At 63.0% G+C, this 23935-nt stretch carries 22 protein-coding genes and 1 pseudogene; 18 read left to right on the top strand and 5 right to left on the bottom strand.

The genetic code is table 11. The features are described from left to right. Positions 1-2: 2 nt before the first annotated feature. On the bottom strand, positions 3-1154 hold the full coding sequence (locus MWN76_RS06240; RefSeq protein WP_250460268.1) for a PilT/PilU family type 4a pilus ATPase: 1152 nt from the start codon (positions 1152-1154) through the stop codon (positions 3-5). 136 nt (positions 1155-1290) lie between these two features. Further along, positions 1291-2325, bottom strand: coding sequence for a type IV pilus twitching motility protein PilT (locus tag MWN76_RS06235; protein ID WP_250460266.1), 1035 nt, complete (start codon positions 2323-2325; stop codon positions 1291-1293). Positions 2326-2396: 71 nt separating this feature from the next. Between MWN76_RS06235 and MWN76_RS06230 the strand changes: the two genes are divergently transcribed. The 4 genes from MWN76_RS06230 to MWN76_RS06215 all read left to right on the top strand — a co-directional run bounded on the left by MWN76_RS06230 (position 2397) and on the right by MWN76_RS06215 (position 6740). Then, complete coding sequence (locus MWN76_RS06230; protein ID WP_250460264.1) at positions 2397-3089, top strand: YggS family pyridoxal phosphate-dependent enzyme; 693 nt, start codon at positions 2397-2399, stop codon at positions 3087-3089. 60 nt (positions 3090-3149) lie between these two features. Next, a complete protein-coding gene (proC, locus tag MWN76_RS06225) occupies positions 3150-3977 on the top strand; it encodes a pyrroline-5-carboxylate reductase (protein WP_250460262.1) in 828 nt (275 codons plus the stop codon). A 60-nt stretch (positions 3978-4037) separates the two neighbouring features. Next, on the top strand, positions 4038-4646 hold the full coding sequence (locus tag MWN76_RS06220; RefSeq protein ID WP_250460260.1) for a YggT family protein: 609 nt from the start codon (positions 4038-4040) through the stop codon (positions 4644-4646). A 126-nt stretch (positions 4647-4772) separates the two neighbouring features. Continuing rightward, positions 4773-6740 (top strand): dynamin family protein, encoded by a 1968-nt coding sequence (locus MWN76_RS06215; RefSeq protein WP_250460259.1) that lies wholly within the window; start codon positions 4773-4775, stop codon positions 6738-6740. On the opposite strand, the gene MWN76_RS06210 is transcribed toward MWN76_RS06215, so the two are convergent. Then, entirely contained in the window at positions 6734-7849 is a 1116-nt protein-coding gene (locus MWN76_RS06210) for a hypothetical protein (RefSeq protein WP_250460257.1), read from the bottom strand. The genes MWN76_RS06215 and MWN76_RS06210 overlap by 7 nt on opposite strands. A 39-nt stretch (positions 7850-7888) precedes the next feature. Between MWN76_RS06210 and MWN76_RS06205 the strand changes: the two genes are divergently transcribed. Then, on the top strand, positions 7889-8212 hold the full coding sequence (locus MWN76_RS06205) for a hypothetical protein (protein ID WP_250460255.1): 324 nt from the start codon (positions 7889-7891) through the stop codon (positions 8210-8212). A 522-nt stretch (positions 8213-8734) separates the two neighbouring features. Next, the gene (locus MWN76_RS06200) at positions 8735-9949 is read left to right on the top strand and encodes a hydroxymethylglutaryl-CoA reductase (protein ID WP_250460253.1); all 1215 of its coding nucleotides are present in this window, start codon (positions 8735-8737) and stop codon (positions 9947-9949) included. Positions 9950-9989: 40 nt separating this feature from the next. On the opposite strand, the gene MWN76_RS06195 is transcribed toward MWN76_RS06200, so the two are convergent. After that, positions 9990-10466, bottom strand: coding sequence for a methylated-DNA--[protein]-cysteine S-methyltransferase (locus tag MWN76_RS06195; protein ID WP_250460251.1), 477 nt, complete (start codon positions 10464-10466; stop codon positions 9990-9992). 229 nt (positions 10467-10695) lie between these two features. Here MWN76_RS06195 and metX point away from each other — a divergent pair, with 229 nt between their 5' ends. The 10 genes from metX to MWN76_RS06145 all read left to right on the top strand — a co-directional run bounded on the left by metX (position 10696) and on the right by MWN76_RS06145 (position 19779). After that, entirely contained in the window at positions 10696-11850 is a 1155-nt protein-coding gene (gene metX / locus MWN76_RS06190) for a homoserine O-succinyltransferase MetX (RefSeq protein ID WP_250460707.1), read from the top strand. After that, complete coding sequence (gene metW / locus MWN76_RS06185; RefSeq protein ID WP_250460250.1) at positions 11850-12440, top strand: methionine biosynthesis protein MetW; 591 nt, start codon at positions 11850-11852, stop codon at positions 12438-12440. The genes metX and metW overlap by 1 nt, the downstream gene beginning before the upstream one ends. A gap of 81 nt (positions 12441-12521) precedes the next feature. Further along, positions 12522-12974: a DUF4426 domain-containing protein gene (locus tag MWN76_RS06180; RefSeq protein ID WP_250460248.1), complete on the top strand. Its 453-nt coding sequence runs from the start codon at positions 12522-12524 to the stop codon at positions 12972-12974. Positions 12975-13046: 72 nt separating this feature from the next. Continuing rightward, positions 13047-13661: an RdgB/HAM1 family non-canonical purine NTP pyrophosphatase gene (rdgB, locus tag MWN76_RS06175; protein WP_250460246.1), complete on the top strand. Its 615-nt coding sequence runs from the start codon at positions 13047-13049 to the stop codon at positions 13659-13661. Beyond that, complete coding sequence (hemW, locus tag MWN76_RS06170; RefSeq protein ID WP_250460244.1) at positions 13658-14944, top strand: radical SAM family heme chaperone HemW; 1287 nt, start codon at positions 13658-13660, stop codon at positions 14942-14944. Before rdgB ends, hemW begins: the two co-directional genes overlap by 4 nt. A gap of 160 nt (positions 14945-15104) precedes the next feature. Further along, the gene (gene trxA, locus MWN76_RS06165; RefSeq protein ID WP_250460242.1) at positions 15105-15428 is read left to right on the top strand and encodes a thioredoxin TrxA; all 324 of its coding nucleotides are present in this window, start codon (positions 15105-15107) and stop codon (positions 15426-15428) included. Positions 15429-15861: 433 nt separating this feature from the next. After that, positions 15862-17121, top strand: a complete 1260-nt coding sequence (rho, locus tag MWN76_RS06160) for a transcription termination factor Rho (RefSeq protein WP_250460240.1) — start codon at positions 15862-15864, stop codon at positions 17119-17121. Between the two features lie 271 nt (positions 17122-17392). Then, positions 17393-17662 (top strand): RNA-binding regulator, encoded by a 270-nt coding sequence (locus MWN76_RS06155; RefSeq protein WP_067150273.1) that lies wholly within the window; start codon positions 17393-17395, stop codon positions 17660-17662. A 156-nt stretch (positions 17663-17818) separates the two neighbouring features. Next, positions 17819-19282, top strand: coding sequence for a 4-hydroxy-3-polyprenylbenzoate decarboxylase (gene ubiD / locus MWN76_RS06150; protein WP_250460238.1), 1464 nt, complete (start codon positions 17819-17821; stop codon positions 19280-19282). A gap of 11 nt (positions 19283-19293) precedes the next feature. Then, positions 19294-19779 carry a GNAT family N-acetyltransferase gene (locus MWN76_RS06145; protein ID WP_250460237.1) on the top strand — a complete coding sequence of 162 codons (486 nt, stop codon included), beginning with the start codon at positions 19294-19296 and terminating at the stop codon, positions 19777-19779. Between the two features lie 28 nt (positions 19780-19807). Here the strand turns inward: MWN76_RS06145 and MWN76_RS06140 are convergent, their stop codons facing one another. After that, positions 19808-21868 (bottom strand): winged helix-turn-helix domain-containing protein, encoded by a 2061-nt coding sequence (locus MWN76_RS06140; protein ID WP_250460235.1) that lies wholly within the window; start codon positions 21866-21868, stop codon positions 19808-19810. A gap of 179 nt (positions 21869-22047) precedes the next feature. Here MWN76_RS06140 and MWN76_RS21255 point away from each other — a divergent pair. Then, a pseudogene (locus tag MWN76_RS21255) lies at positions 22048-22869 on the top strand (serine hydrolase domain-containing protein); the annotation flags it as partial. Beyond that, the gene (locus tag MWN76_RS06130; protein ID WP_250460231.1) at positions 22841-23920 is read left to right on the top strand and encodes a serine hydrolase domain-containing protein; all 1080 of its coding nucleotides are present in this window, start codon (positions 22841-22843) and stop codon (positions 23918-23920) included. The pseudogene MWN76_RS21255 and the gene MWN76_RS06130, both read left to right, overlap by 29 nt. The last annotated feature ends 15 nt before the right edge of the window (positions 23921-23935 follow it).

Raw genomic sequence — 23935 nt, 5'->3', positions numbered from 1 at the left:
GCTCAGTACAACTGCGGCCCACCGTCTCCATATTCAGAATCGTTCTGCAGGCTCAGCTCCCCGGCCGCGCTGTTCAGGTACTCGGCGTCCGACTCGGACTTGAGCTTGATCATCAGGCGCAGGTCGTTGGCGGAGTCGGCGTGGGCGAGGGCGTCTTCGTAGGTGATTTCGCCGCGGTCGTAGAGTTCGTACAGGGCCTGGTCGAAGGTCTGCATACCCTGTTCGTTGGAACGTTTCATCAACTCCTTCATCTTGTGCACCTCGCCCTTGCGGATCAGGTCCGACATCAGCGGGGTGTTGATCATGATCTCCAGGCAGGCGCGGCGGCCGTCGCCATCCGGCGTCGGCACCAATTGCTGGGCGACCATGGCTTTGAGGTTCAGGGACAGGTCCATCCATAACTGATTGTGGCGGTCCGCGGGGAAGAAGTGGATGATGCGGTCGAGCGCCTGGTTGGCGTTGTTGGCGTGCAGGGTGCACAGGCACAGGTGGCCGGTCTCGGCGAAGGCGATGGCGTGTTCCATGGTCTCGCGCGAGCGCACCTCGCCGATCAGGATCACGTCCGGCGCCTGGCGCAGGGTATTCTTCAGGGCTATCTCGAAGGATTCGGTATCCAGGCCCACCTCGCGTTGGGTGACGATACAGCCGCGGTGCTGGTGCACGAATTCGATCGGGTCCTCGATGGAGATGATATGGCCCTTGGAGTTTTCGTTGCGGTGGCCGATCAGGGAGGCGAGCGAGGTGGACTTACCGGTACCGGTGGCGCCGACGAAGATGATCAGCCCGCGCTTGGTCATCGCCAGTTCCTTGAGGATCTCCGGCAGGCCCAGGCCGTCGACGGTGGGGATCTTGGTCTCGATGCGGCGCAGTACCATGCCCACCAGGTTGCGCTGGAAGAAGGCGGACACCCGGAAGCGGCCCACGTTGCGCACGGCGATGGCGAAGTTCAGCTCCTTCTTCTCGGCGAATTCGCGCCGCTGCTTTTCGTTCATGATGCCGACCACCAACTCGCGCGCCTTTTCCGGTGTCAGCGCGCTGCTGCTGGCGGGGATCACCTTGCCGTGCACCTTGATGGATGGCGGTACGCCGGCGGTGACGAAGAGGTCGGATGCGCCTTTTTCGACGACAAGTTGTAGCAGTCTTTCGATTTCCATGGTGTTACCGCTTGTTATTCGTGTGTTGTGGCGGGCCTGCGGCCCGGGAGCCGAGCTGGAGCTCCGCGGCCCCGGGATTTAGCCTTTTCCGAGTCCCGAGTCCCGAGTCCCGAGTCCCGAGTCCCGAGTCCCGTTTTTAAAAATTCTCCGGCATCTTGGCTTTTTCGCGCGCGACTTCGCGGGTGATGATGCGCTTCTCCACCAGCTCCAGCAGGCACTGGTCCATGGTCTGCATGCCGACGCTGGCGCCGGTCTGGATGGCGGAGTACATCTGCGCCACCTTGTCTTCGCGGATCAGGTTGCGGATCGCCGGGGTGCCGCGCATGATTTCGTGCGCCGCCACGCGGCCGCCGCCGCTGCGCTTCATCAGCGTCTGCGAGACTACCGCCTGCAGGGATTCCGACAGCATCGAGCGCACCATGGATTTCTCCTCGGCCGGGAAGACGTCCACTACCCGGTCGATGGTCTTGGCGGCGGAGGTGGTGTGCAGGGTGCCGAATACCAGGTGCCCGGTCTCGGCCGCGGTCAGCGCCAGGCGGATGGTCTCCAGGTCCCGCAGCTCGCCCACCAGGATGATGTCCGGGTCTTCCCGCAGCGCCGAGCGCAGCGCCTCGGAGAAGCCGTGGGTGTCGCGGTGCACTTCCCGCTGGTTGACCAGGCATTTCTTGGACTCGTGCACGAATTCGATCGGGTCCTCGACCGTGAGGATATGCTCGTACTTGTTGTCGTTGATGTAGTCCATCATCGCCGCCAGGGTGGTGGACTTACCGGAACCGGTCGGGCCGGTCACCAGTACCAGGCCGCGCGGCGTGTCGGATATCTGCTTGAACACCTGGCCCATGCCCAGGTCTTCCATCGTCAGCACCTTGGACGGAATCGTCCGGAATACGGCACCGGCACCGCGGTTGTGGTTGAAGGCGTTGACCCGGAAGCGCGCCACGCCCGGCACCTCGAAGGAGAAGTCCGTCTCCAGGAACTCCTCGTAGTCCTTGCGCTGCTTGTCGTTCATGATCTCGTAGATCAGCTGGTGCACCTGCTTGTGCTCCATCGGCGGCAGGTTGATACGCCGCACGTCGCCGTCCACACGGATCATCGGCGGCAGGCCGGCGGAGAGGTGCAGGTCGGAGGCGTTCTGCTTGGCACTGAAGGCGAGGAGTTCTGTGATGTCCATACTGCTACCTTATGGTTCTTGTGGGGGCCTCGGTTAGAATTGCCCGCCTAGTTCGGTAAGGGCACCAGTATATGCGCAAAGGGACCATCGTCGAAAACCTCCGTGCCGTGCGTGAGCGGATCGTCACATGCTGCGAGGCCTGTGGCCGCGATCCGGGTGGGGTACAGCTGCTGGCCGTGTCCAAGACCCGCCCGGCGGGGGACCTGCGCGCCGCTTTCGATGCGGGGCAGCGGTGTTTCGGCGAAAACTACCTGCAGGAGGCGCTGGAGAAACAGGGGCAGCTGGCGGACCTGGCCATCGAGTGGCACTTCATCGGCCCGCTGCAGTCGAACAAGACCCGTGCGGTGGCGGAGCGCTTTGACTGGATGCACAGTGTTGATCGCCTGAAAATTGCCCAGCGCCTGTCCGCCCAGCGGCCGCGGGGCAGGCCGCCGCTGAATATCTGCCTGCAGGTGAATATCGATGGCGAGCAGAGCAAATCCGGGGTGCTGCCGGATGGGCTGCCGGCGCTGGCCGCGGCGGTGGCGGCGCTGCCGGGGTTGGTATTGCGTGGCCTGATGGCGATACCGGCACCGCGGCACCCGGAAGCGCAGCGCGAACCCTTCGAGCAACTGGCGCAGTTGCTGGCGCAGCTGCGCACAGAGCTGCCGGGTCAGCCACTGGACACCCTGTCCATGGGCATGTCCGGAGACCTGGAGGCGGCCATTGGCAGCGGCGCGACGATGGTGCGCGTCGGCACCGACATTTTCGGGACGCGGGACTGACAACGGGAGCGGGGCAGGCTGCCCGCGGCGCCGGGTGCGGACAACAGACAGGAGTATCAGATGTCAGAAGCAAAAATGGTGTTTATCGGTGGTGCCGGCAATATGGCCGGCGCGGTGATCGGCGGCCTGGTGGCCAGTGGTTACCCGGCGGACAGGATCCTGGCCACCGGCCGCGACGAACAGAAACTGGCCGATTTCGCCGCCAAAACCGGAGTTCAGGTCGGCACCGATAACGGTGCCGCGGTGGGGGAGGCGGATGTGCTGGTACTGTCGGTGAAGCCACAGATGATGAAAGAGCTGTGCGTCTCCATCGCCCCGCAGGTTGCGGCGCGCAAGCCGCTGGTCGTCACCTTGGCCGCGGGCATCCCGCTGGCGGCCTACCGTCGCTGGCTGGGCACCGGCGTGCCGATCGTGCGCGCCATGCCCAATACGCCGGCGCTGGTGGGTACCGGTGTCACCGGCCTGTATGCCGGTGACGGCGTCACCGACGCGCAGAGGCAGGTTGCGGAAAAAATGGCCGAGGCGGTCGGCATCGCCATCTGGGTCGATGAGGAATCCGGCATCGACCGGGTGATCGCGGTCTCCGGCTCCGGTCCCGCCTACTATTTCCAGTTTATGGAATCCATGATCGACGCGGCGGAAAAAGCGGGCATGGCGCGCGCGGACGCCGAGCGGCTCACCTTGCAAACCGCCCTGGGGGCGGCGAAACTGGCGGTCGCCAGCGATGTGGATGTGGCCCAGTTGAAGCGCAACGTGATGTCCCCCAATGGCACCACCGAGCGCGCCATCGTACGCTTCCAGAACGGCGGCTTGCCGGAACTGGTGGAGCGCGCGATGAGTGACTGCGCCGCGCGCGCAGCCGAAATGGCGAAAGAACTGGATAACTGATTTGATTGTGCGGCGCCCTCGAAAAGGTGCTGTGTTCCTGTTACCCAAAAGGGATTTTCGATGGTCAATACCTTCAGCAATATCGGCGTCTTTCTGGCGGCCACTCTCGGCATCCTGTTCCTGTTCGCAGTGCTGATGCGCTTCCTGCTGCAACTTGCGCGGGCGGATTTCTACAATCCCATCTCCCAGGGCATCGTAAAAGTGACCAATCCGTTGTTGCTGCCGCTGCGCAAGGTGGTACCGGGTCTGCTCGGTGTGGATATGGCGTCGGTGGTGCTGGCGGTGCTGGTGGGCTGGATAATGATCCTCGGCTGCGGGCTGCTGGCTGGCGCGGGCCTGTTCAATCCGCTCAGTGCACTGCTGTGGTCGCTGATCGGCTGCGTCTCGACGGTGATTGCGATCGTCTTCGTCGGTATGCTGATTTCCATCGTGTTCAGCTGGATCGCCCCGCAGAGCGGCCATCCGGCACTGATGCTGCTGCGCCAGCTGCTGGAACCCTTCTGTGCGCCGGTGCGGCGGCTGATACCACCGCTGGGCATGATCGACATCAGCCCGATCTTCGTCTTCATCCTGCTGACGGTGGCGGACAAACTACTGCTCGGGTTCGCCCAGATGGCGAACATGCCCGGTTTCGTCTACAACCTCTTCTGGCATATCCCCGGCTTCTAATTCGACGCCGGTCCACGTCTTCCCGTACTGGTTCGCACTTTCGGCGGACCAGACCTTCTATAATCGCCGCGACTGGCCGACAATAGCCGGTTGGAAATTGTGCAGTAATAAAAAGAATCCAATTACATGGAAGACGCCATCTTGCGCCAGCATATCGCCGACTACGACCGCTGGAAGAAGTCCCTGGATCGCCAGTTCGCCAGTTTCAATGACTGGCTCCAGGAGCATTTCCCCAACTCTGCCGGTGCGCGCCAGGTTGTACAGCAGGCGCGCGCTCTGCTCGCCGAGGACCAGTTCACTCTGGCGCTGGTGGGCGAGTTCTCGCGCGGCAAGACCGAACTGATCAACGCGCTGTTGTCGCACACCTACGGCAAGCGGCTGCTGCCGTCCAAGCCGGGCCGCACCACCATGTGCCCCACCGAGATCTTCAGCGACGGCGGCGAGCAGGCCAGCCTGCGGCTGTTGCCGATCGAGACCCTGGGCACCAATACCAGCCTGGAGAGTTTCCGTCGCATACCGCAGAAATGGGTGACTCACGAATTCGATGCCCAGGACGCCGATGCCACCCGCGAAGCGCTGCTCAAGGTCGCGGCGAGCAAGTCCGTGACCCCGGACGAGGCGGCCCGCTACGGTTTCGATCGCCGCCACCTGGACGGTAAGGGCAACCTGGTGCAGATCCCGGCCTGGCGCTACGCACTGATCAGCCTGCCGCACCCGTTGCTGGCGCAGGGGCTGCGTATCATCGACACGCCGGGGCTGAACGCACTCGGCAACGAGCCGGAACTGACCCTGTCGACCCTGCCGGGGGCCCAGGCCGTGGCTTTCCTGCTGGCGGCCGACGCCGGCGTCAGCGGCACCGACCTGAATATGTGGGAGACGCACCTGGTGCCGCTGCGGCAGCACCGGGGCACTGCGGTGATGGTACTGCTGAACAAGATCGATGCCCTCTGGGACGACCCGGATGAGGATCCGGAGGGGCTGTTGCGCGGCATGCGCGCCCAGGTGGCCAAATTGCTGGAGCTGCCGCAGGAGAGCGTCGTCGGCGTATCGGCCAAGAAAGCGCTGCTGGCCCGCCAGCAACAGGATCCGGCACTGCTGACCCAGAGCCGCTTTTCGGAATTTGAAACGATACTGGTGCAGCGGTTGATGGAGCACCGCCAGAAAGTGGCCGAACACCGCTCCCTGCACCAGGCGCTGACGCTGATGGCAGATACCCGCGACCTGCTCAAGCGCCGCCTGAACAGCGGCCGCGCCGCGCTCACCCACCTGCAGAAGAACGCCACCACCAGCAGTGAACAGCTCGACGAGCTGGCGCAGCTGCAGCAGACCGCCCGCGAGCAGCACAAGGTCTGCCACCAGGAGCTGCTGACACTGAAATCCAGTCACCGCATGCTGGCCCGCCAGCGCACCTCGCTGCTGGCACCGGTTTCCAGCCAGCAACTGCAGTTGTTGATCGACGACACCAGTCGCGCCCTGCACGAACGCTGGACGCCGCTGGGTCTGGCCAAGGCCATCGATACCTTTATGGAGGGGGTCGACCACCAGCTGGCCAACCTGGAGCGCGAAGTGGAGCAGGCCAACCGGCTGGTGGACGCGATTTTCGAGCGTTCCAGTCTCTGTAACCTGGATTCCAGCGAACAGCATTTCAATATCAGCAGTTTCCGCCTGGCGATGCGCGGCCTGCACCGGCAGGCCGCGCAGCTGCGGCGTTCGCCACAGCTGTTACTGGCGCGGCGCAACCGCCTGACCGAGCGCTTCCTGTCCACACTGGCGAGCGAAGTGGGGCGCCTCTACAGCCAGCTTATTTCCGCCGCGGACGGCTGGCTGGACCAGTCGCTGGAACCCCTCAAGCAGCATGTGCAGTACCAGAAGCACCTGCTCAACCGGCATGTGATCAAACTCACCGAGCTGAAGCAGAAAACCCAGACCAAGCGCACCGACCTGCGTGCGCTGGAAGAGGAAATCCTGCGCAATGACAGCGCCCTGGCCTCGCTGGAAGACCTGCTGCGCCAGAGCGCTGCGGCACCGCAGCCGCTGGCGCCCGCGCCGCGGGCCAGCAATGTGACCCCGCTGAAAGCTCCCGCCACTCAGTAGTCCGCGGGTGGCTCCGCCACCCGCCGTCGGTCCACCCACTGCTGCAAAAACAGATCGATATCTGCCGCAGTGGTGTGGGGGTGCAGCAGCATTGCCACCTCGGCGGCAAGGGGCTCGCCGCGCCGTGTGGGTTCGTTAAGCAGGTAAGTGGCTGCCGGTTGCCAGGCGGTGTGCAGGCCGCAGGGTTCCCGCTGTACAAGCTGCCGTCGGTGCCAATGACTGTTGGTGTGCAGGGGACCGTAGTCACCGCCGCGGGCCGCCTCTATCTCCGCCCGATATATCCTGTCGGTAGCCGGCCCCAGGTCCGGGTGATAGCGCCGGAAACTGACGCCCGGTCCGCTGCCGACACTGTGCACCACCCCGGCACTGCCGCATTCCCGCAGACGCTCCTTCAGGTAGTCCGCACTGTCCACACTGCGGGCCGCCAGCAGCCGCAGGCCGCCCTCCCCCAGAGCCCCCAGTGACGCCAACAGGGCCTGCAGGCTGTAGAGCCTGGCGATGTCAGCGCCCTGCGCGATTCCGGCAGTGCTGTCCGTCTCCAGCCTGGGTATCGCCGCGGCCGGCAGCAGCGGCAGCAGATCCTTGTGATTTTTGACGATCAGCAGCGACAGTGGCAACGGTGTATAACCCCAACTGCCGAGGTCGATCGAACAGCTGTCACTGGCGGCGGCGTCTGCAGCTGTCAGCATGGATGGCTGGATGGACTCCAGCGATAAATGCAGCGGATTGATAGCGGCGTCGTAGTCGCCAAACAGCAGCAGAGGCCAGTGCAGCGGGATATCCACATGGATATGCGGGCGGTCGAGGACACCGTAGGCCTGTCGCAGGCGGGTTATCTCCCGCTGTATCGTCGCTACCGGGTCCGACACACCGGTGTATTTCTGGCCCAGCGTCAGCACCATTCCATCGGCGTGCAAGCCGCGTCGATAGCAGTTTTCGACAAAGGTGCACAGCCGGTCCAGATCGAGACTGCCGTCTGAATTCGCAGGGCTCAAGGCCGTGTCGATACCCTCGAGGCCGTGGAGTGGCTGGCCCGGTTGTAGCAGTTCGGCGCTGCCCGTGGAAACAAGAATCCGGCGCTCGGGCGATTTGGCAGGTGCCGGGCTCATGCCGGTCACCAGCCTGCAGCCATACCACTGGATGAGTGTATGGCTGAGAGAAAAAATACCGCTGACATCGTGCCTGCCATAACCGAGGAGATCGGCCGTGCGCGAGAGCAACTGGCACTCCAGAGAATCGATACGCGATCCGACCCTTTCCAGGTCATCTGCCTGCTCCAGCTCACGGCGAACCGAGGCCAGTGCGGCGCGCGATGCCGGTACAAAACCGGATATGGCAACTGGACGACCTCCCCTTTCAATGCCAGTGCGTTTCAGCGACGGATTTCCTATTGGAAAATAATCGACGGATGCGGCTTCACCATCGGTAATCCGGGGGAATTCATTTTCAATCAGGTCATCCAATTTTTTTAAATAGCGATCCCCGATTTCCTGCTTCATATCGTGACCTCACAACAACTCATACCGCCATACGCTATCTACCGGCAGGTCGGATGTATGGAGCAAGTATTATTTTTCCTGAGGCGTGTTTCTCATTTAAAAATTGCTAACTGTTTAGGGTGTTCTGGGGCTGTTTATTGAATGTCGTTGTTGGCCTGTATGAATTTTCCTGGAAATGTGGGTCGACTAAATCGATAGAAATCGAATGGGATAATGCGAGAGTTAGAGGTAGATGCCATTTAGTCATTTTTTGTAAAACTGGAAAACCTTTCCATCACCGAAAAATTTCAAAATAGAAAGTGACTCCGAGATATCATTCGATACCGGATTTCTTGGCAGTTCATTTTTAGAGCGGCGGTAAATTCATTCCTGTTCTGCTTACCGTATAGGGCTTTGGAAATAAATCTGGAAGGGTAATCGCAGAGAAATAAATAGGCCCTTATCGTGAATCTTCAGCAATGCTGCCGGGTAGCTGTTATACAGGAGTGAATCAATATGGATCCCAAGCTTGAAACGGAAAAGAAGTTGGACAAACTGCGTATTCCCGCCAAGGGAGAGTATTCGGAGGTCGCAAGGCAGCAGCGCCTGGAGTTCCTGCGCAAAAGGAGCGGGCTGGCGCTGGATGGTGTGGAGCGCTGCTCCTATGAACCGGAAACACTGAAAAACAATATCGAATCCCTGGTCGGCAGTGTGGAAGTGCCGCTGGCGGTGGTGGGGCCGGTCAGGGTCAGGGGAGCGTATGTGGACGATACGGTCTATGTGCCCTGCGCGACCACCGAGGGTGCGCTGGTGGCATCCCTCAACCGGGGGGCCACTGCGCTGACCCGCGCCGGCGGTGTGACCGCTTGGGCCATTTCCCAGCGGGTGTTGCGCGCCCCTTATTTTGAATTTTTCGACCTGGTGGCCGCGCAGCGCTTCTGCCAGTGGGTCGGGGACAATGAAGCGGAAATCCGTGAGCAGGCTCTTAAGCCCTCTTCCCACGCCGAGCTGGTGTCCCTTGAACCCACGCCGATCGGGCGCTGTGTGCACCTGACATTCGCGTACCGCAGTGGCGATGCCAGCGGCCAGAATATGGTTACCGCCTGTACCTGGTCTGCCTGCAACTGGATAAGGGAGGCGCTGGCGGCGAGCAAGGACATGCCGCTGGCGGGTTTTGCGATCGAGGCGGGGCTGTCGGGCGACAAGAGGGTCACCGGCCAGACCTTCACCCGCGGTCGCGGCACCAGGGTGACCGCCGAGTGTACTCTGCCCGCGGAGGTGGTGCGCGATGTACTGAAGGTGGAGCCGTCGGCACTCGACCGCTATTTCCGCCTGATCTCCGCTTCCGAAGCGGCGGCCGGCAGTATCGGCTGCTCTACAAATATCGCCAATTCCATCGCCGCGGTGTTTGTGGCCACTGGCCAGGACATCGCCTGCGTGCACGAGTCCTCTATCGGGGTTTTCTATCTGGAGCTGCAGGGCGACGACAGCGTTTATGCGAGTATCACGCTGCCGTGCCTGGTTGTCGGCACCGTCGGCGGGGGCACCGGGGTGCCGCAGCAGCGGGAGTGCCTGGAGCTGATGGGATGTGCGGGCAGTGGCAAGGCAATGCGTTTTGCGGAGTGTATCGCCGCCTATTGTATGGGCCTGGAACTCTCGACCATGGCGGCGATGGCTTCGGACCAGTTTGCCCAGGCACACGAGCGCATGGGACGGAACCGCCCGGCCTGACCCGGGCCCTCCGGTTGTCGCTGTGCGGGTGGATCGCCGTTCAGCCGAATGCCTCGAATTCCAGCAGTGCCCTTTTCATGTCTGCGCCGCCCGGGTGGCCCTTGATACTGTTGTCACTGCCGACGACGCGGTGACAGGGAATAAAAATCGGCGCCGGGTTGGCGCGGATCGCCTGACCCACCGCGCGCACGGCCTCTGGCCGGCCGAGCCTTTCGGCAAGCTGGCCGTAGGTCCAGGTCTGGCCGAAGGGGATTTCCCGCAGGGCCTGCCACACGCTCCGCTGGAAATCCGTGCCCGGCGGGCGACAGGGTATCGACAGCTCGCGACGCTCCCGCCGGAAATATTGCTGCAACTGTTCGATACAGCGGGCCAGTAATGGCGGAGCCCCATTTTCCCAGCCGGGCTCCGGCTCCGGCGGGCAGCCGGCAGGTGCCAGGCGCACCGTAATCAGGACTTCACTGTCGACGACGGCGATCAGTGAGCAGAGTGGCGTATCGATTTTCTGGTAGTGCAGCATTGTACCTCTCCGGCCTGGGACCTTCCTTGATTCTCCGGATGGTAATGCCATCAGGTTTAAAGTGTGAGCAAAATGTTCTAATGTTGGCGCCGCAGTCTGCCGCTGTTTGCGGTGCGCTGTCGCGGGTAGCGCCGGATTTTTCCCCGGGGTGTTTTCCCGTACACTGCTTCTCCTTTCAGCGTTGCGGAACCATTCAGTGCCGTCGGAAACAGTCAATCCATCCGAACAGATCCAACCCGCCGGCTCGGTCGGCGTTGTCGTCCCCCAGAGCGCCAGGTTTGACCGGCCCCTGGCGCTCGCCTGCGGGCGCACCCTGCGGGATTACACGCTGGTATACGAGACCTACGGCGAGCTCAATGCGGACAGAAGCAACGCGGTGCTGATCTGTCACGCCCTGTCCGGGCATCACCACGCCGCCGGTCGCCACAGGCCCGACGACAAGCGCCCGGGCTGGTGGGACAACTATATCGGCCCCGGCAAGCCCATCGACACCGACAGGTTCTTCGTCGTCTCCGTGAACAACCTCGGCGGCTGCCACGGTTCCACCGGGCCCTCTTCGATCAATCCGGATACCGGCAAACCGTGGGGCCGGGATTTCCCCATGCTGCGGGTGCGGGACTGGGTCCACAGCCAGGCGCGCCTGGCCGACCTGTTGGGTATCGAGCAGTGGGCGGCGGTGATCGGCGGCAGCCTGGGCGGTATGCAGGCGATGCGCTGGGCGCTGGAATACCCCGAGCGGCTGCGCCACTGCGTGGTAATCGCCTCGGCAATGAAGCTGTCCGCGCAGAATATTGCCTTCAACGAAACCGCGCGCCAGGCGATTACCTCGGACCCGGACTTCTGTGGTGGCCGCTATCTGGAACAGGACCGGCTGCCGCGCCGCGGCTTGGCGGTAGCGCGCATGATCGGCCATATCACCTACCTGTCCGACGACGGCCTGGGTAGGAAATTCGGCCGCGAACTGCGCTCCGGGTCCTTTGCCCTGGGAGCGGAAGAAGAGGTGGAATTCCAGGTGCAGAGTTACCTGCGCTACCAGGGGGATACCTTCTCCGGCAGTTTCGACCCCAATACCTATATCCTGATGACCCGTGCGCTCGACTACTTCGACCTGGCGCGGGAGTACGATCACGACCCGGTGGCGGCCTTCTCCCATGCCCGCTGCAGATTCCTGCTGCTGTCGTTTACTTCCGACTGGCGCTTTGCCCCGGAGCGCTCGCGGGAAATCGTGGATGCCCTGATGCACGCCAACCGGCCGGTGAGCTACGCGGAGATCGAGTCCGCCATGGGCCACGATGCCTTCCTGCTGCCGAACGAGCGCTATTGGCGGGTCTTCTCCGCCTACATGGACAGTGTCGCTGCGGAAAATGCGGGAGGATTGAACTGATGCGCGTTGATCTGGACATCATCCAGGAGTGGATTGCCCCCGAAAGCCGCGTGCTCGACCTGGGCTGTGGTGACGGCCTGCTGCTCGAGCAACTGGCAGACAACAAACGGGTCAGCGGTTATGGCCTGGAGATAGACCACCGGCAGATTGAGCGCTGCCTGCAGCGGGGCGTCAATGTGGTGGAACAGAACCTCGACCGGGGGTTGGGCAACTTCGGCGATGACAGTTTCGACACCGTGGTCATGACCCAGGCGCTGCAGACACTGCGCCAGCCGCATCTGGTGGTGCGGGAAATGCTGCGTGTCGGCCGCGAGTGCATCATCACCTTTCCCAACTTTGGCCAGTGGAAGGCGCGCTGGCACCTGGCGTTTTCCGGGCGCATGCCGGTATCGGATTTATTACCATACGAATGGTACGACACACCCAATATTCACTTTTGTACTTTCCGCGACTTCGAGGTGCTCTGTCGGGAGAACGGCTGGACTATTCTGCACCGCCAGGTAGTATCCGAGTCTGCCATCAGCGCCGCTTTCAAGGATCTTCTCCCCAACCTGTTTGGCGAGACGGCGATTTACCATCTCACCCGCTAGACTAAACTTAGTGAAAGTATTCAGGCGCCAGCCGGACGGCCCCCGGTCGCACCGGTCCCAGTTCTCAACAGGAGGTGAACCGTGAAGCGCATACTGACAGCGATCGCCGCCGCCGCGATGCTACTGTGGGCAGCCGGCGCCGCGGCGCAGCAGGAAGCCAGGGTCATCAAGAGCCACCAGGATTTCGGCGACTACCGGGTGATCTACTCGGTTTTCAACAGCGAGTTTGTCAAGCCGGAAATCGCGCAGCGCTACAATCTGGTGCGCGCTGCGGACCGGGTGTTCGTCAATGTCTCGGTGGTGAAGAAGGAGGGGGGGCAGAAGGGGTTGAGCTCGGAGATGTCCGGCACTGCCACCAACCTGATCCAGCAGTCGAGGCCACTGAAGTTTGTCGAGATCAATGAAGGGGATGCCGTCTACTACCTGGCGCCGCTGCGCTTCGACCACGAGGAGACCCTGACCTTCAATATCGACGTGAAGCTGCCGGGTGGCAACACCGAGCAGATCAGCTTCCGCCGCAAGCTGGAAAAGTAAATTCAGGCGATACCGCAAAAAGCGAGCGCAGCGCGCTCGCTTTTTTATTGGCACAGGAAAATGAGTAAACCGTTGAAAAAAATTGTACTGGCCAGCGGCAATGCCGGGAAACTGCGCGAGTTCTCCCAGCTGTTTGCCGACTGGGATATCGAAGTGGTGCCGCAGTCCGAATTCGATGTGCCCGAGGCGGATGAAACCGGCCTCAGTTTTATCGAGAACGCGCTGATCAAGGCGCGCCACGCAAGCCGCATCAGCGGGCTGCCGGCGCTGGCGGACGATTCGGGACTGGCGGTGGATGCGCTCGGCGGCGCGCCGGGTATCTACTCGGCGCGCTATGCGGGCCCCGGCGCCACCGATGCGGACAACAACCGCAAGTTGCTGGAGGCCCTGGCGAAGGTGCCGGACGGCGAGCGCGGCGCCAGTTTTCACTGTGCGCTGGCGTTCGTGCGCAGCGCCGGGGACCCGGTGCCGCTGGTGTGCAGCGCCCGCTGGAGCGGGCGCATTCTGCGCGAGCCGGCCGGTCAGCAGGGGTTCGGCTACGACCCGCTGTTCTACGTCGAGCGCCGGGGCATGACCTCGGCGCAACTGGCGCGCGAGGTAAAGAACGAGATCAGCCACCGCGCCCGCGCGGTGCGGCAGTTTGCCGGCCTGTGGCGCGAGCAGATGCAGGGCGGGGCGCAACCTTGACTGGCACCGTCGCGGAGCTGGCACTGCCGCCGCTGGGGCTCTATGTGCATATCCCCTGGTGTGTGCGCAAATGCCCATACTGCGACTTCAACTCCCATCAAGTGGCAGCGGGTACCGACACCGCCTCCCGCACTTCGCGAGCCGGTTCGCACGAGGCCGTGGGAGCCGGCTCCGCCGGCTACGGCCTGCCGGAACGCGAATATGTCGAGCAGTTGCGGCGCGACCTGCGCAGCCAGCTGCCCTGGGTGCAGGGGCGCAGGCTGGCGTCGATCTTCTTTGGCGGAGGCACGCCCAGCCTGTTTTCGCCGGCGGCGATCAGTGCGATCCTGGAGGCTGCGGAGCAGCTGGTGGGCTTTGCCGCGGATATCGAAATCACGCTGGAGGCCAATCCCGGCACCTTTGAGCAGGACAAGTTTGCCGGCTACCACGCCGCCGGGGTCAACCGCCTGTCCATCGGGGTGCAGAGTTTCGACCCGCGCCAGTTGCAGAACCTGGGCCGCATCCACTCCGGTGACGAGGCCTCGGGCGCGCTGCAGATGGCGCGCCGCGCCGGCTTCGACAACATCAACCTGGACCTGATGCACGGCCTGCCGCAACAGACCGAGGCCGAGGCGCTGGCGGACCTGCGCCGCGCAGTGGCCCTGCAGCCGGAACATATCTCCTGGTACCAGCTCACCATCGAGCCGAATACCGCCTTCTACAGCGCCCCCCCGGTCACGCCGGGCTCGGCCCTGGTCGCCGCGATGCAGGCCGGTGGCCGCGACTATCTGGCCGGGGAGGGCTATGCCCGCTACGAGGTGTCCGCCTACAGTCCCGCGGGGCTGGAGTCGCGGCACAATGTGAACTACTGGTCCTTCGGCGACTACCTGGGTATCGGCGCCGGCGCCCACGGCAAGGTCACACTGCCGTTGGCCCCCTCGGCGAATGGTGGCGGCCGGATACTGCGAAGTCGCCGCACCCGCGCGCCGCGCCACTACCTTGCGGACGCTGCGGGCACGGCGCCGGACTTGATTCACAGCGAACTGGCACCGCCGCACACCGACGATGTCGAGCTTCGGGAGTTGCCGCTTGAGTTCCTGATGAACGCGCTGCGACTGGTGGGGGGCGTGCCGATCGATACCTTCGGGCGCCATACAGGCCTGCCGCTGGAGCGGCTCCGGCGCCACTGGCCGGGACTGCAGGCGATGGACCTGGTGGAGCCGCTGGAGCAGCGCATCGCCGCAACCGCCTTCGGTTTCGACTATCTCGACGAGATACTGCAGCGGTTCCTGGAGCAGGTGTGAAACGCAATCTGGCGGGTGGGCCTTGAAAGCCGCCAAAGCCAACCCCATCTAGCCGGAAATGCCTTGCGGCTGGCGAGCGGCAGTCCTTATGATGTCGCGATATGTCCGCCCGGTCCGCGACCACGGGCAACCCAGAGTAACCAGAGAACAGGAAAGCAATATGAGCGAGATCGTCAACGTAACCGACGCCGAATTCGAAGCCGAGGTCCTGAAGGCCGAGGGTCCGGTACTGGTGGACTTCTGGGCGCAGTGGTGCGGTCCCTGCAAGATGATCGCTCCGGTACTGGAGGACCTGGCGGGTCAATACGGCGATAAGCTGAAGGTCGTCAAAGTGGACGTGGATGCCAACAAGGAATCCCCGGCCAAGTACAATGTCCGCGGTATCCCGACCCTGCTGCTGTTCAAGGGCGGCAATGTGGAGGGGACCAAGGTCGGCGCCCTGTCCCGCGCCCAGTTGACCGAGTTTATCGACAGCCAGCTGTGATAAACGGCTGAAAAGTCGTCGCCATCCTGCAAATTTCCTTTGCAGGATGGCGAACTGCCGTTATACTGCCCAGTAATCTTGAAACTATTCAGAAGAGTCGCAATCATTCCGGTAAGTCCTTTCCGACGGGAGTCGGGAAATTGAAAGAACGGAACGACGGCGGCAAACTGACAGAAGACGCCCCTCCGCACGGTCACTGACCTTCCCCGGCGCACAAACTCCTCGAGTTAAACCATCCGTTCAAGGCTGTCCGGTTACAACCGGTCCAGCGCGGTTCGTGAGATTGCTCGAGTGTGGTGCAGACGGGTGGAGTTGGCACTGCGGCAATCGTCACGGCGAAAGAATTTCGATTTTTTTCAAATTTCAAACCCCTCCTCAAATGTTTCGGCGCGTCCGCGCCAATTGACAATGAAACCTTAATAAAGCAATTGGTATGAATCTCTCCGAATTAAAAACCAAACCCATTGAAGAACTGATTGAAATAGCCAAGGGCATGGGCCTTGAGAACCTGGCCCGCTCGCGCAAACAGGATATTATTTTCAATATCCTCAAGCGCCACGCCAAAAGCGGTGAAGACATCTACGGCGATGGTGTACTCGAAATCCTTCAGGACGGTTTTGGTTTTTTGCGCTCCGCCGACTCGTCCTACCTGGCGGGCCCCGATGACATCTATGTCTCGCCCAGCCAGATCCGCCGTTTCAACCTGCGCACCGGCGATTCGATTGCCGGGAAGATCCGGCCGCCGAAGGAAGGTGAGCGCTATTTCGCGCTGCTGAAGGTCAGCGAGATCAACTTCGACAAGCCAGAAAACGCGCGCAACAAGATTCTCTTCGAAAACCTCACCCCGCTCTTCCCCAATGATCGCCTGACGCTCGAATGTGGCAACGGTTCCTCCGAGGACCTGATCGGCCGCATCATCGACCTGGTGGCGCCCATCGGCAAGGGCCAGCGCGGGCTGATCGTGGCGCCGCCGAAGGCCGGCAAGACCATCATGTTGCAGAACATGGCCCAGGCCATCACCCGCAACAGCCCGGAGTGTCACCTGATCGTACTGCTGATCGACGAGCGCCCGGAAGAGGTCACCGAGATGCAGCGCTCCGTGCGCGGCGAAGTGGTGGCCTCCACCTTCGACGAGCCGCCGGCGCGCCACGTACAGGTGGCCGAGATGGTGATCGAGAAGGCCAAGCGCCTGGTGGAGCACAAGAAAGACGTGGTGATCCTGCTGGACTCCATCACCCGCCTGGCGCGCGCCTACAACACCACGGTGCCCAGTTCGGGCAAGGTGCTGACCGGCGGTGTGGACGCCCACGCGCTGGAGCGCCCCAAGCGCTTCTTCGGCGCGGCGCGCAACATCGAAGAGGGCGGCAGCCTGTCCATCATCGCCACCGCGCTGGTGGATACCGGTTCCAAGATGGACGAGGTCATCTTCGAGGAGTTCAAGGGCACCGGCAACATGGAGCTGCAGCTGGACCGCAAGATCGCCGAGAAGCGCATCTATCCGGCCATCAACGTGCGCCGCTCCGGCACCCGCCGCGAGGAGCTGCTGATGCCCGAGGGCGAGCTGCAGCGAGTCTGGATCCTGCGCAAGCTGCTGCACGATATGGAAGACATGGCGGCCACCGAGTTCCTGATCGACAAGCTGAAGGACTTCAAGACCAACGACGAGTTCTTCCTGTCCATGAAGCGGAAATAAATATTTTTTACTATCGGGCGCCAATGTCGGCGCCCGATTGCTATCGGCGCAAATAAAGGCAGCTATTTGCGCCGAAACGAGTTGAAAAGGGGCGCCGTTAGGCATATAAAGTTCCCCATTGCGGCGCTGGCGATGTACAGCGCCCGACTGAATTGGCCCGGGGGTGATGTGAATCACCGCACAGAGGGGCCAATCTCAGATGGATGATCTGGTGGAGCTGGTTATCCATTTGTGACTGCACGACAGCCCACGTACCTAGTGAGAACTTTTTGTGAATATCTATATTGGAAATCTGGCCTACGGCGTTACCTCTGATGAGCTGCACGAAGCATTCGGCGCATTCGGAGAAATCTCTCGGGCTACCGTAATCACCGACCGTGAGACTGGCCGTTCTAAAGGCTTCGGTTTCGTAGAAATGCCGAACGACGACGAAGCGCGTAAAGCGATCGAAGAGATGAACGACAAGCCGCTGTCTGGCCGTAACATCCGTGTTAACGAAGCCAAGCCGCGCGAAGATCGTCCGCGTCGCCCCCGCTTCTAAGCTGCTGGCAGCTTGAGAATTTGACGGCTGCGGCATCCGCCGCAGTCGTTTTACAAACTTCCCCTTCTTTTTGCTCCCCGACCGCGGGGTGCCATTCCCCATTTTGTTCCCACTGTTTTACACTGGCACGGATTTGAATCCGATGTCGGGAACGGTATGAAATACAAAGACCTGCGCGATTTCATCAAGCTGCTGGAAAAGCGTGGCCTGCTGAAGCGCATTCCCCAGCCCGTGGACCCCAAGCTGGAAATGACGGAGATCGCCGACCGCGTGTTGCGCGCCGGAGGCCCGGCACTGCTGTTCGAAAACCCGGTGGGTCACGACACGCCGGTACTCGCCAACCTGTTCGGTACCCCGGAGCGGGTCGCCCTGGGTATGGGCCGCGAAAGCGTTGCCGAACTGCGCGAAGTGGGGGAGCTGCTGGCCTTCCTGAAGGAACCACAGCCGCCGGAAAACCTGCGCGACGCCTGGGAAAAACTGCCGGTGTTCAAGCAGGTGCTGAATATGGGGCCGAAAGTCATCAAGGGGGCGCCCTGCCAGCAGGAGCAGATCTCCGGTGACGATGTGGACCTGCACCGGTTGCCGATCCAGACCTGCTGGCCCGGCGACGCCGCGCCGCTGGTCACCTGGCCGCTGGTGATCACCCGCGGGCCGGAGAAGAAGCGCCAGAACCTGGGCATCTACCGCATGCAACTGATCGGCCGCAACCGGCTGATCATGCGCTGGCTGTCGCATCGCGGCGGCGCGCTGGATTTCCGCGACTGGTGCCAGCGCAACCCGGGCAAACCCTACCCGGTGGCCGTGGCACTGGGTGCGGATCCGGCCACCATCCTCGGCGCCGTGACGCCGGTGCCGGACACCCTGTCCGAATACGCCTTCGCCGGCCTGCTGCGCGGCGACAAGACCGAGGTGGCCGACGCCACCCTCAGCGACCTGCAGGTGCCCGCCAGTGCCGAGTATGTCCTCGAGGGTTTTATCCACCCGGACGATATGGCCGACGAGGGCCCCTACGGCGACCACACCGGCTACTACAACGAAGTGGACCGCTTCCCGGTTTTCACGGTGGAGAAGATCACCCACCGCAGGGACCCGATCTACCACAGCACCTACACCGGCCGCCCACCGGACGAACCGGCGGTCTTGGGAGAAGCCCTGAACGAGGTCTTCGTGCCGATCCTGAAAAAGCAGTTTCCGGAAATCGTCGACTTCTACCTGCCGCCGGAGGGCTGCTCCTACCGCCTGGCGGTGGTGACGATGAAAAAGCAGTACGCCGGTCACGCCAAGCGGGTGATGATGGGGGTCTGGTCCTTCCTGCGCCAGTTTATGTACACCAAGTTTGTGATTGTCGCCGACGCCGATGTGAACGCGCGGGATTGGAAAGACGTGATCTGGGCCATGACCACGCGCATGGACCCGGCGCGGGACACGGTGATGGTGGAAAATACCCCCATCGACTACCTGGATTTTGCCTCGCCGGTCTCCGGCCTGGGCTCCAAGATCGGTTTCGACGCCACCAACAAATGGCCGGGCGAGACCAGCCGAGAGTGGGGGCGGCCGATCGAGCGGGATCCGGACGTGGTCAAACGGATCGACGAACTCTGGCCCGAGCTGGGGCTGTGATTGGGGGGAATATGTCGGAACTGTCGATACGCGCGGCCGTGGTCGAAGACGTGGCGCTGATACTGCGCTTCGTGCGCGAGCTGGCCATTTACGAGAAAGCCGAACACGAGGTGCGGGCGACGGAGCAGATGATCGCCGAATCCATTTTTGGCGATGGTTCCAGTACCCGGGCGTTGATCTGTGAGCGAGGCGGCGAACCGATCGGCTTCGCGGTCTACTTTTTCAACTACTCCACCTGGCTGGGCAAAAACGGCCTCTATCTGGAGGACCTCTACGTAACGCCCGGGGCGCGCGGCTGCGGTGCGGGCAGGGCACTGCTGAAACGGCTGGCGCAGATTGCGGTGGAGCGGGACTGCGGCCGTTTCGAGTGGAGCGTACTGGACTGGAACCGGCCGGCGATCGATTTCTATGAATCGCTGGGGGCAAAACCGCAGAGCGAGTGGATCGGCTACCGGCTGGCGGGACAGGCACTGCGGGACCTGGCCGGAAGCGATTAGTGTGCTTTTTGCGAACTTCCCATACGGCCTACTGGTCGAAAGACACCTGCACCAGGTCGCTCTCGGCGAGCAGTGAGCGCACGGCGATCATGCGCGCCCCCTGCGGGTGGAGATCAAAATTGAGGCGAAAACGGTTTTTCGCCAGCAGTTTGCGCTGTTTCCGGCCGTCTTCGAGGCGGAGCCGGGTCATATAGGCATCGTTGCCACGGTGTTCGGTGTAGTAGAGCCAACCCCGCTCGACCTGCCAGCGATTGGGAATTACAGCGGGCAGGGTGGCGACCTGGCGTACCACAGTATCGCCGTCGAGCAGCCAGGCGCGCTGTGCCGCATCCACCGCCAGCAGTCGGGAATCCGTCAGTGCCTGTGCCGCGATATAGCCCGCGATCAGCGGCGTGCGGCGATCGCTGGCGATCTCATGGCGGTACAGCGTCGGCCGCCCCTTCTCGGTTTTCGAATAGAGTACCGCGCTGCCATCGGCACTCCAGCCGGGCGGGCCGGCGGACTCGACTTCCGTGCTCAGGTAGCGCATTCGCCGCGTCTCGATATCGAACAGAAAAGCCCGCTTGCCGAGGATGCCGGCCAGGTAGTGATCGCCGGGCGCGAGAGCCAGTGACTTGACGCTTGCGCCAGCCGGCAGTGACAACAGCGTCTCGGCATCGTTATTCCCGACCTGCCGTTGCAGCAACTGCGCACCCTCGCGGCGCGAGACAAAAAACAGGCTGTCGCCATCCCCGCCGTAGAGCGGGAAGTCCTCGGCACCGGGCAGGTCGAAATGATCGCCGGACATCAGTGGCTCGCCGTCAAACGGGTCGGGTGACTCCTGCAGGTCGAGAAAATTGCCGTTGTGCCGGCGCATGAAATAGCAGTGGGCGCCGCACTGGAAGAAGACATCGTTGATATTGCGGCTGGGGTTTGGCAGTGCCGCGAAGCGGTCTTCGGCCAGGCGGTATTCCAGCAGTTGGCCGTCGAAGCTCGACAGTGCCAGCCCCTCGCCATCGGCGCGCCACGCGAGCCGGTCCGGGTGCCCCGGCAGTATACGGCTGTGCAGCAGCGTACCGGTGGCGTTGTCGACCACTAGCAGTTCCCGCTTGCCCGGCTCCACGGCGCGCAGCAGTGCCAACCAGCGGCCGTCGGCGGATTCCCGCGCAAAAAAATCGCCCACCCCTTCCACGCTCGGTGCCGTCAACTGCTCTATCTGGCCGCTGTCCAGATCCAGCCGCCAGATGCCGCGGGGCGCCCCGGGGCGGTACTCGTCGTTCAGGTAGACGGCGCGCCGGGTCCCGGACCAGTCCAGCAGGTATTTGTCGGCAGTCGTTGCGGCGGGCAGCGGCCGCGGGTCGAGAATGCCCTGTTGCGGATCGAAGCGGGCGAGAAAATGTGCCCTGTCACCGGCCGCACTGCGGGTGTAGACGAGTGCCTGGCCGTCCGGCGACCAGTGCGCATTGGCGTAGTTGGCGGCGTCCCAGGTCAGCCGCTGGACGCGTCCGCTGTCCAGGTCCTTGGTGTACAGCTGCAACAGATCGTCCTTGTTGGCCCGCTGTGAAAACAGCAGGCGGCGCGTCAGTGGGTTGAAGTCGGGGCCGAGCTCGGAGCCGGGTATATCGGTCAGGCTCTCGATGGCGGCGGTGCTGGATGGCCGCCTGTCGAAATGCGCCGACATCGAAACGCCGATCAGCAGAATTGCCGCCAGTACAGCGATTGCGATAGCGATATTGCGCCTGCCTGTACGGGCCCCGCTCTCCAGCCGGCACTCGGCGATCAGGCTGTATCCTTTCAGCGGCAGGGTCCTGACATAGCGCGGGTTGCGGGCGTCGTCGCCGAGCGCATCGCGCAGCTTCCTGACCACGGCCCGGATGGCATCGTCGCCGACCACCCGGCCGCGCCAGATTTCCCGGTTGATCTGCTCGCGGCCGACGGTTTCGCCGGCGTGGCGAACCAGCAGCGCCAGGAATTCCGCCACCTGGGGCTCCAGCCCGGTTTCCGTTCCGCCGCCGCAATCGCGGAGCCTGCCCGCCGCCGGGTCGAACAGGAAATCACCGATGCGGACGTGCCATGGGGCTTCCGGCGATCTTTTATTTTTATCTTTCACGTCAATAAGTTACGTCGTGTGACCGGCTGTGACCGGGCCGCGGCGGACGCCGGTCACAAACCTTCACAAAGTTCTCTTTGCCCACCCAACGGCGGTGCGGTATCCCGGCTCATTAAAACACAGGCGCTGCGCGACCGGCAGCGACCACGCCATCCGAAAATAAAAAGGAACTCCCAAAAATGTGCCGACTGATTTCGCTGTTGATTGTTTGGATACTGCTGGCCGGCCCCGCTGCGGCGACCGGTGCGGACCGGGCGCCGCCAATCGAGACCCTGGCGCAACTCGCGGACGCCATCGACAGGCTGGCGGCCCACCGCAAGACACCGGGCGTTGCCGTGGCGCTGCTGAAACCCGACGGCGAAGTCTGGCGGCACTCGTCGGGTCTGGCGGATATCGATACGCGGCGTCCGGTCACCGCCGACACCCGCTTCCGTATCGGCTCCATCTCGAAGATGTTTGTCAGCCTGGCGGTACTGCGCCTGCAGGAGCAGGGGCGGTTGAAGCTGGACGAGCGCGTGGCGACGCTGGCCCCGGAAATCGTATTCGACAATCCCTGGGAAGATACGCATCCGCTGCGCCTGGTACATCTGCTCAATCACAGCAGCGGCTGGGACGCGCCGCACTTTGTGGAGCAGATCGGCAGTGGGGCCGGGCCGCTGTCCATCCGCGAGACACTGGCGCTGCACCCGCACTCGCGTGTCAGCCGTTGGGCACCGGGCAGCCGTACTGCCTACAACAACACCGGGCCGCTGCTGGCCGCCTATATCGTCGAGAAGGTCTCCGGTGCGCCCAGCTATGAGGCCTTTGTGCGGGAGCAGTTGCTGGACCCGTTGGGCATGACGGCGACGGGCTTTTTCTACAGCGACGACTACCGCAGCAACGCCGCGGTGCAGTATCGCCGTGGGCGGGAGCTGCCCTACTGGCATCTCAACAACCGGGCCGCCGGCGGTATGCACAGCAGTCTGGACGAATATGGTGCGATTTGCGCGGATGCTGCTGGATCGCGGCCGCGTCGGCGAAACGCAGCTGCTGTCCGCAGACTCGGTTGCGCGCAGCGAGACACCACGGCAGACACTGGCCGCAAAGGCGGGGCTGCAGTTGTCCTGGGGGCTGGGCAACACCGTTTTCCACCGCAAAGGTGTTGTGTTTCACGGCCACGAGGGCGGCCTGCCGGGGGCCAGCTCGCTGCTGGCCTACGATCCGCAAACCGGGGCCGCGTATATCGTGCTGGCCAACAGCGGCGGCCCGGTAGCGGCGGAGATACACCGGTTGATCGCCGACTACTGGAGCCGCGACAAGTCCGCGGCGCCGGTAGCGCCCGAGCGGGAGATTACCGACGCGGACCGGGCGCTGAGTGGCCACTACCGGCTTGTCAGCCCAGTGATGCAATCCGCGGAGTTTCTCGCCGGGCTGCTGCCCTGGATGCTGCAGGTGGGGGCGGACGGCGCCTCGATCGGGCCGCTTCTGGGCGCGCCGCCGCGGGTGCTGGTTCCTGGAGCGGGCGACAATTTCCTGCAGCGTTCCACCGGCAGGGTGGCATTGGTGCGGGTTGAAGATCCCACTGCGGGGGCACTGCTGCACTACGGGCCGCAGGCGCTGCAAAAAATCGGCGCGGTCGGCGCCTATGGTCCGCCGCTGCTGGCGGTGGCCTGGCTGGTGTGTGCGCTGGTGGCACTGGCATTTGTGCCGATCTGGCTGCCGCGCTACTGGCTGGGCAGAATACCGCGCGGCGCGGCTGTAGCGATACGGGTCTGGCCGCTGCTGACCCTGGCTGCCGCGCTCGTTGCGCTGCTGGGGGTGAAAATGGCAATGGCCAGCGATGCCCCCTATGCGCTGGCCGGCAGGGTCAGTTTGCCGAGCCTGATGGTATTTGCCGGCAGCATCGCCTTTTTTGCCTGTGCGCTGTGGAGCCTGCACATCTGGTTCCGCCACCGCGGGAGCCGGATCAACCGCCTGGTAAAGTATCACTCCACGGCGCTGATCCTGCTTAACCTGCTGGTGGCGCTGTACCTGCTCGGTTACGGCGTGATCGGTATCCGGCTGTGGGCCTGACGGGGGCCGCAGCCG

The sequence above is a fragment of the Microbulbifer litoralis genome (assembly GCF_023634065.1).
GTDB classification, from domain to species: Bacteria; Pseudomonadota; Gammaproteobacteria; order Pseudomonadales; family Cellvibrionaceae; genus Microbulbifer; species Microbulbifer litoralis.
The sequence above is the reverse complement of the archived record's forward strand: the minus strand, read 5'-3'. Positions and strand labels throughout refer to the sequence as shown.

Coding starts and splice junctions, on each gene's coding strand:
- MWN76_RS06195 (WP_250460251.1), bottom strand. CDS start 10,466: ATGCTGCACTACCAGAAAATCGATACGCCACTCTGCTCACTGATCGCC.
- MWN76_RS06240 (WP_250460268.1), bottom strand. CDS start 1,154: ATGGAAATCGAAAGACTGCTACAACTTGTCGTCGAAAAAGGCGCATCC.
- rho (WP_250460240.1), top strand. CDS start 15,862: ATGAATCTCTCCGAATTAAAAACCAAACCCATTGAAGAACTGATTGAA.
- trxA (WP_250460242.1), top strand. CDS start 15,105: ATGAGCGAGATCGTCAACGTAACCGACGCCGAATTCGAAGCCGAGGTC.
- MWN76_RS06130 (WP_250460231.1), top strand. CDS start 22,841: ATGGTGCGATTTGCGCGGATGCTGCTGGATCGCGGCCGCGTCGGCGAA.
- MWN76_RS06230 (WP_250460264.1), top strand. CDS start 2,397: ATGCGCAAAGGGACCATCGTCGAAAACCTCCGTGCCGTGCGTGAGCGG.
- MWN76_RS06205 (WP_250460255.1), top strand. CDS start 7,889: ATGGCTGAGAGAAAAAATACCGCTGACATCGTGCCTGCCATAACCGAG.
- MWN76_RS06220 (WP_250460260.1), top strand. CDS start 4,038: ATGGTCAATACCTTCAGCAATATCGGCGTCTTTCTGGCGGCCACTCTC.
- ubiD (WP_250460238.1), top strand. CDS start 17,819: ATGAAATACAAAGACCTGCGCGATTTCATCAAGCTGCTGGAAAAGCGT.
- MWN76_RS06215 (WP_250460259.1), top strand. CDS start 4,773: ATGGAAGACGCCATCTTGCGCCAGCATATCGCCGACTACGACCGCTGG.
- MWN76_RS06200 (WP_250460253.1), top strand. CDS start 8,735: ATGGATCCCAAGCTTGAAACGGAAAAGAAGTTGGACAAACTGCGTATT.
- metW (WP_250460250.1), top strand. CDS start 11,850: ATGCGCGTTGATCTGGACATCATCCAGGAGTGGATTGCCCCCGAAAGC.
- proC (WP_250460262.1), top strand. CDS start 3,150: ATGTCAGAAGCAAAAATGGTGTTTATCGGTGGTGCCGGCAATATGGCC.
- MWN76_RS06210 (WP_250460257.1), bottom strand. CDS start 7,849: ATGAGCCCGGCACCTGCCAAATCGCCCGAGCGCCGGATTCTTGTTTCC.
- MWN76_RS06235 (WP_250460266.1), bottom strand. CDS start 2,325: ATGGACATCACAGAACTCCTCGCCTTCAGTGCCAAGCAGAACGCCTCC.
- MWN76_RS06145 (WP_250460237.1), top strand. CDS start 19,294: ATGTCGGAACTGTCGATACGCGCGGCCGTGGTCGAAGACGTGGCGCTG.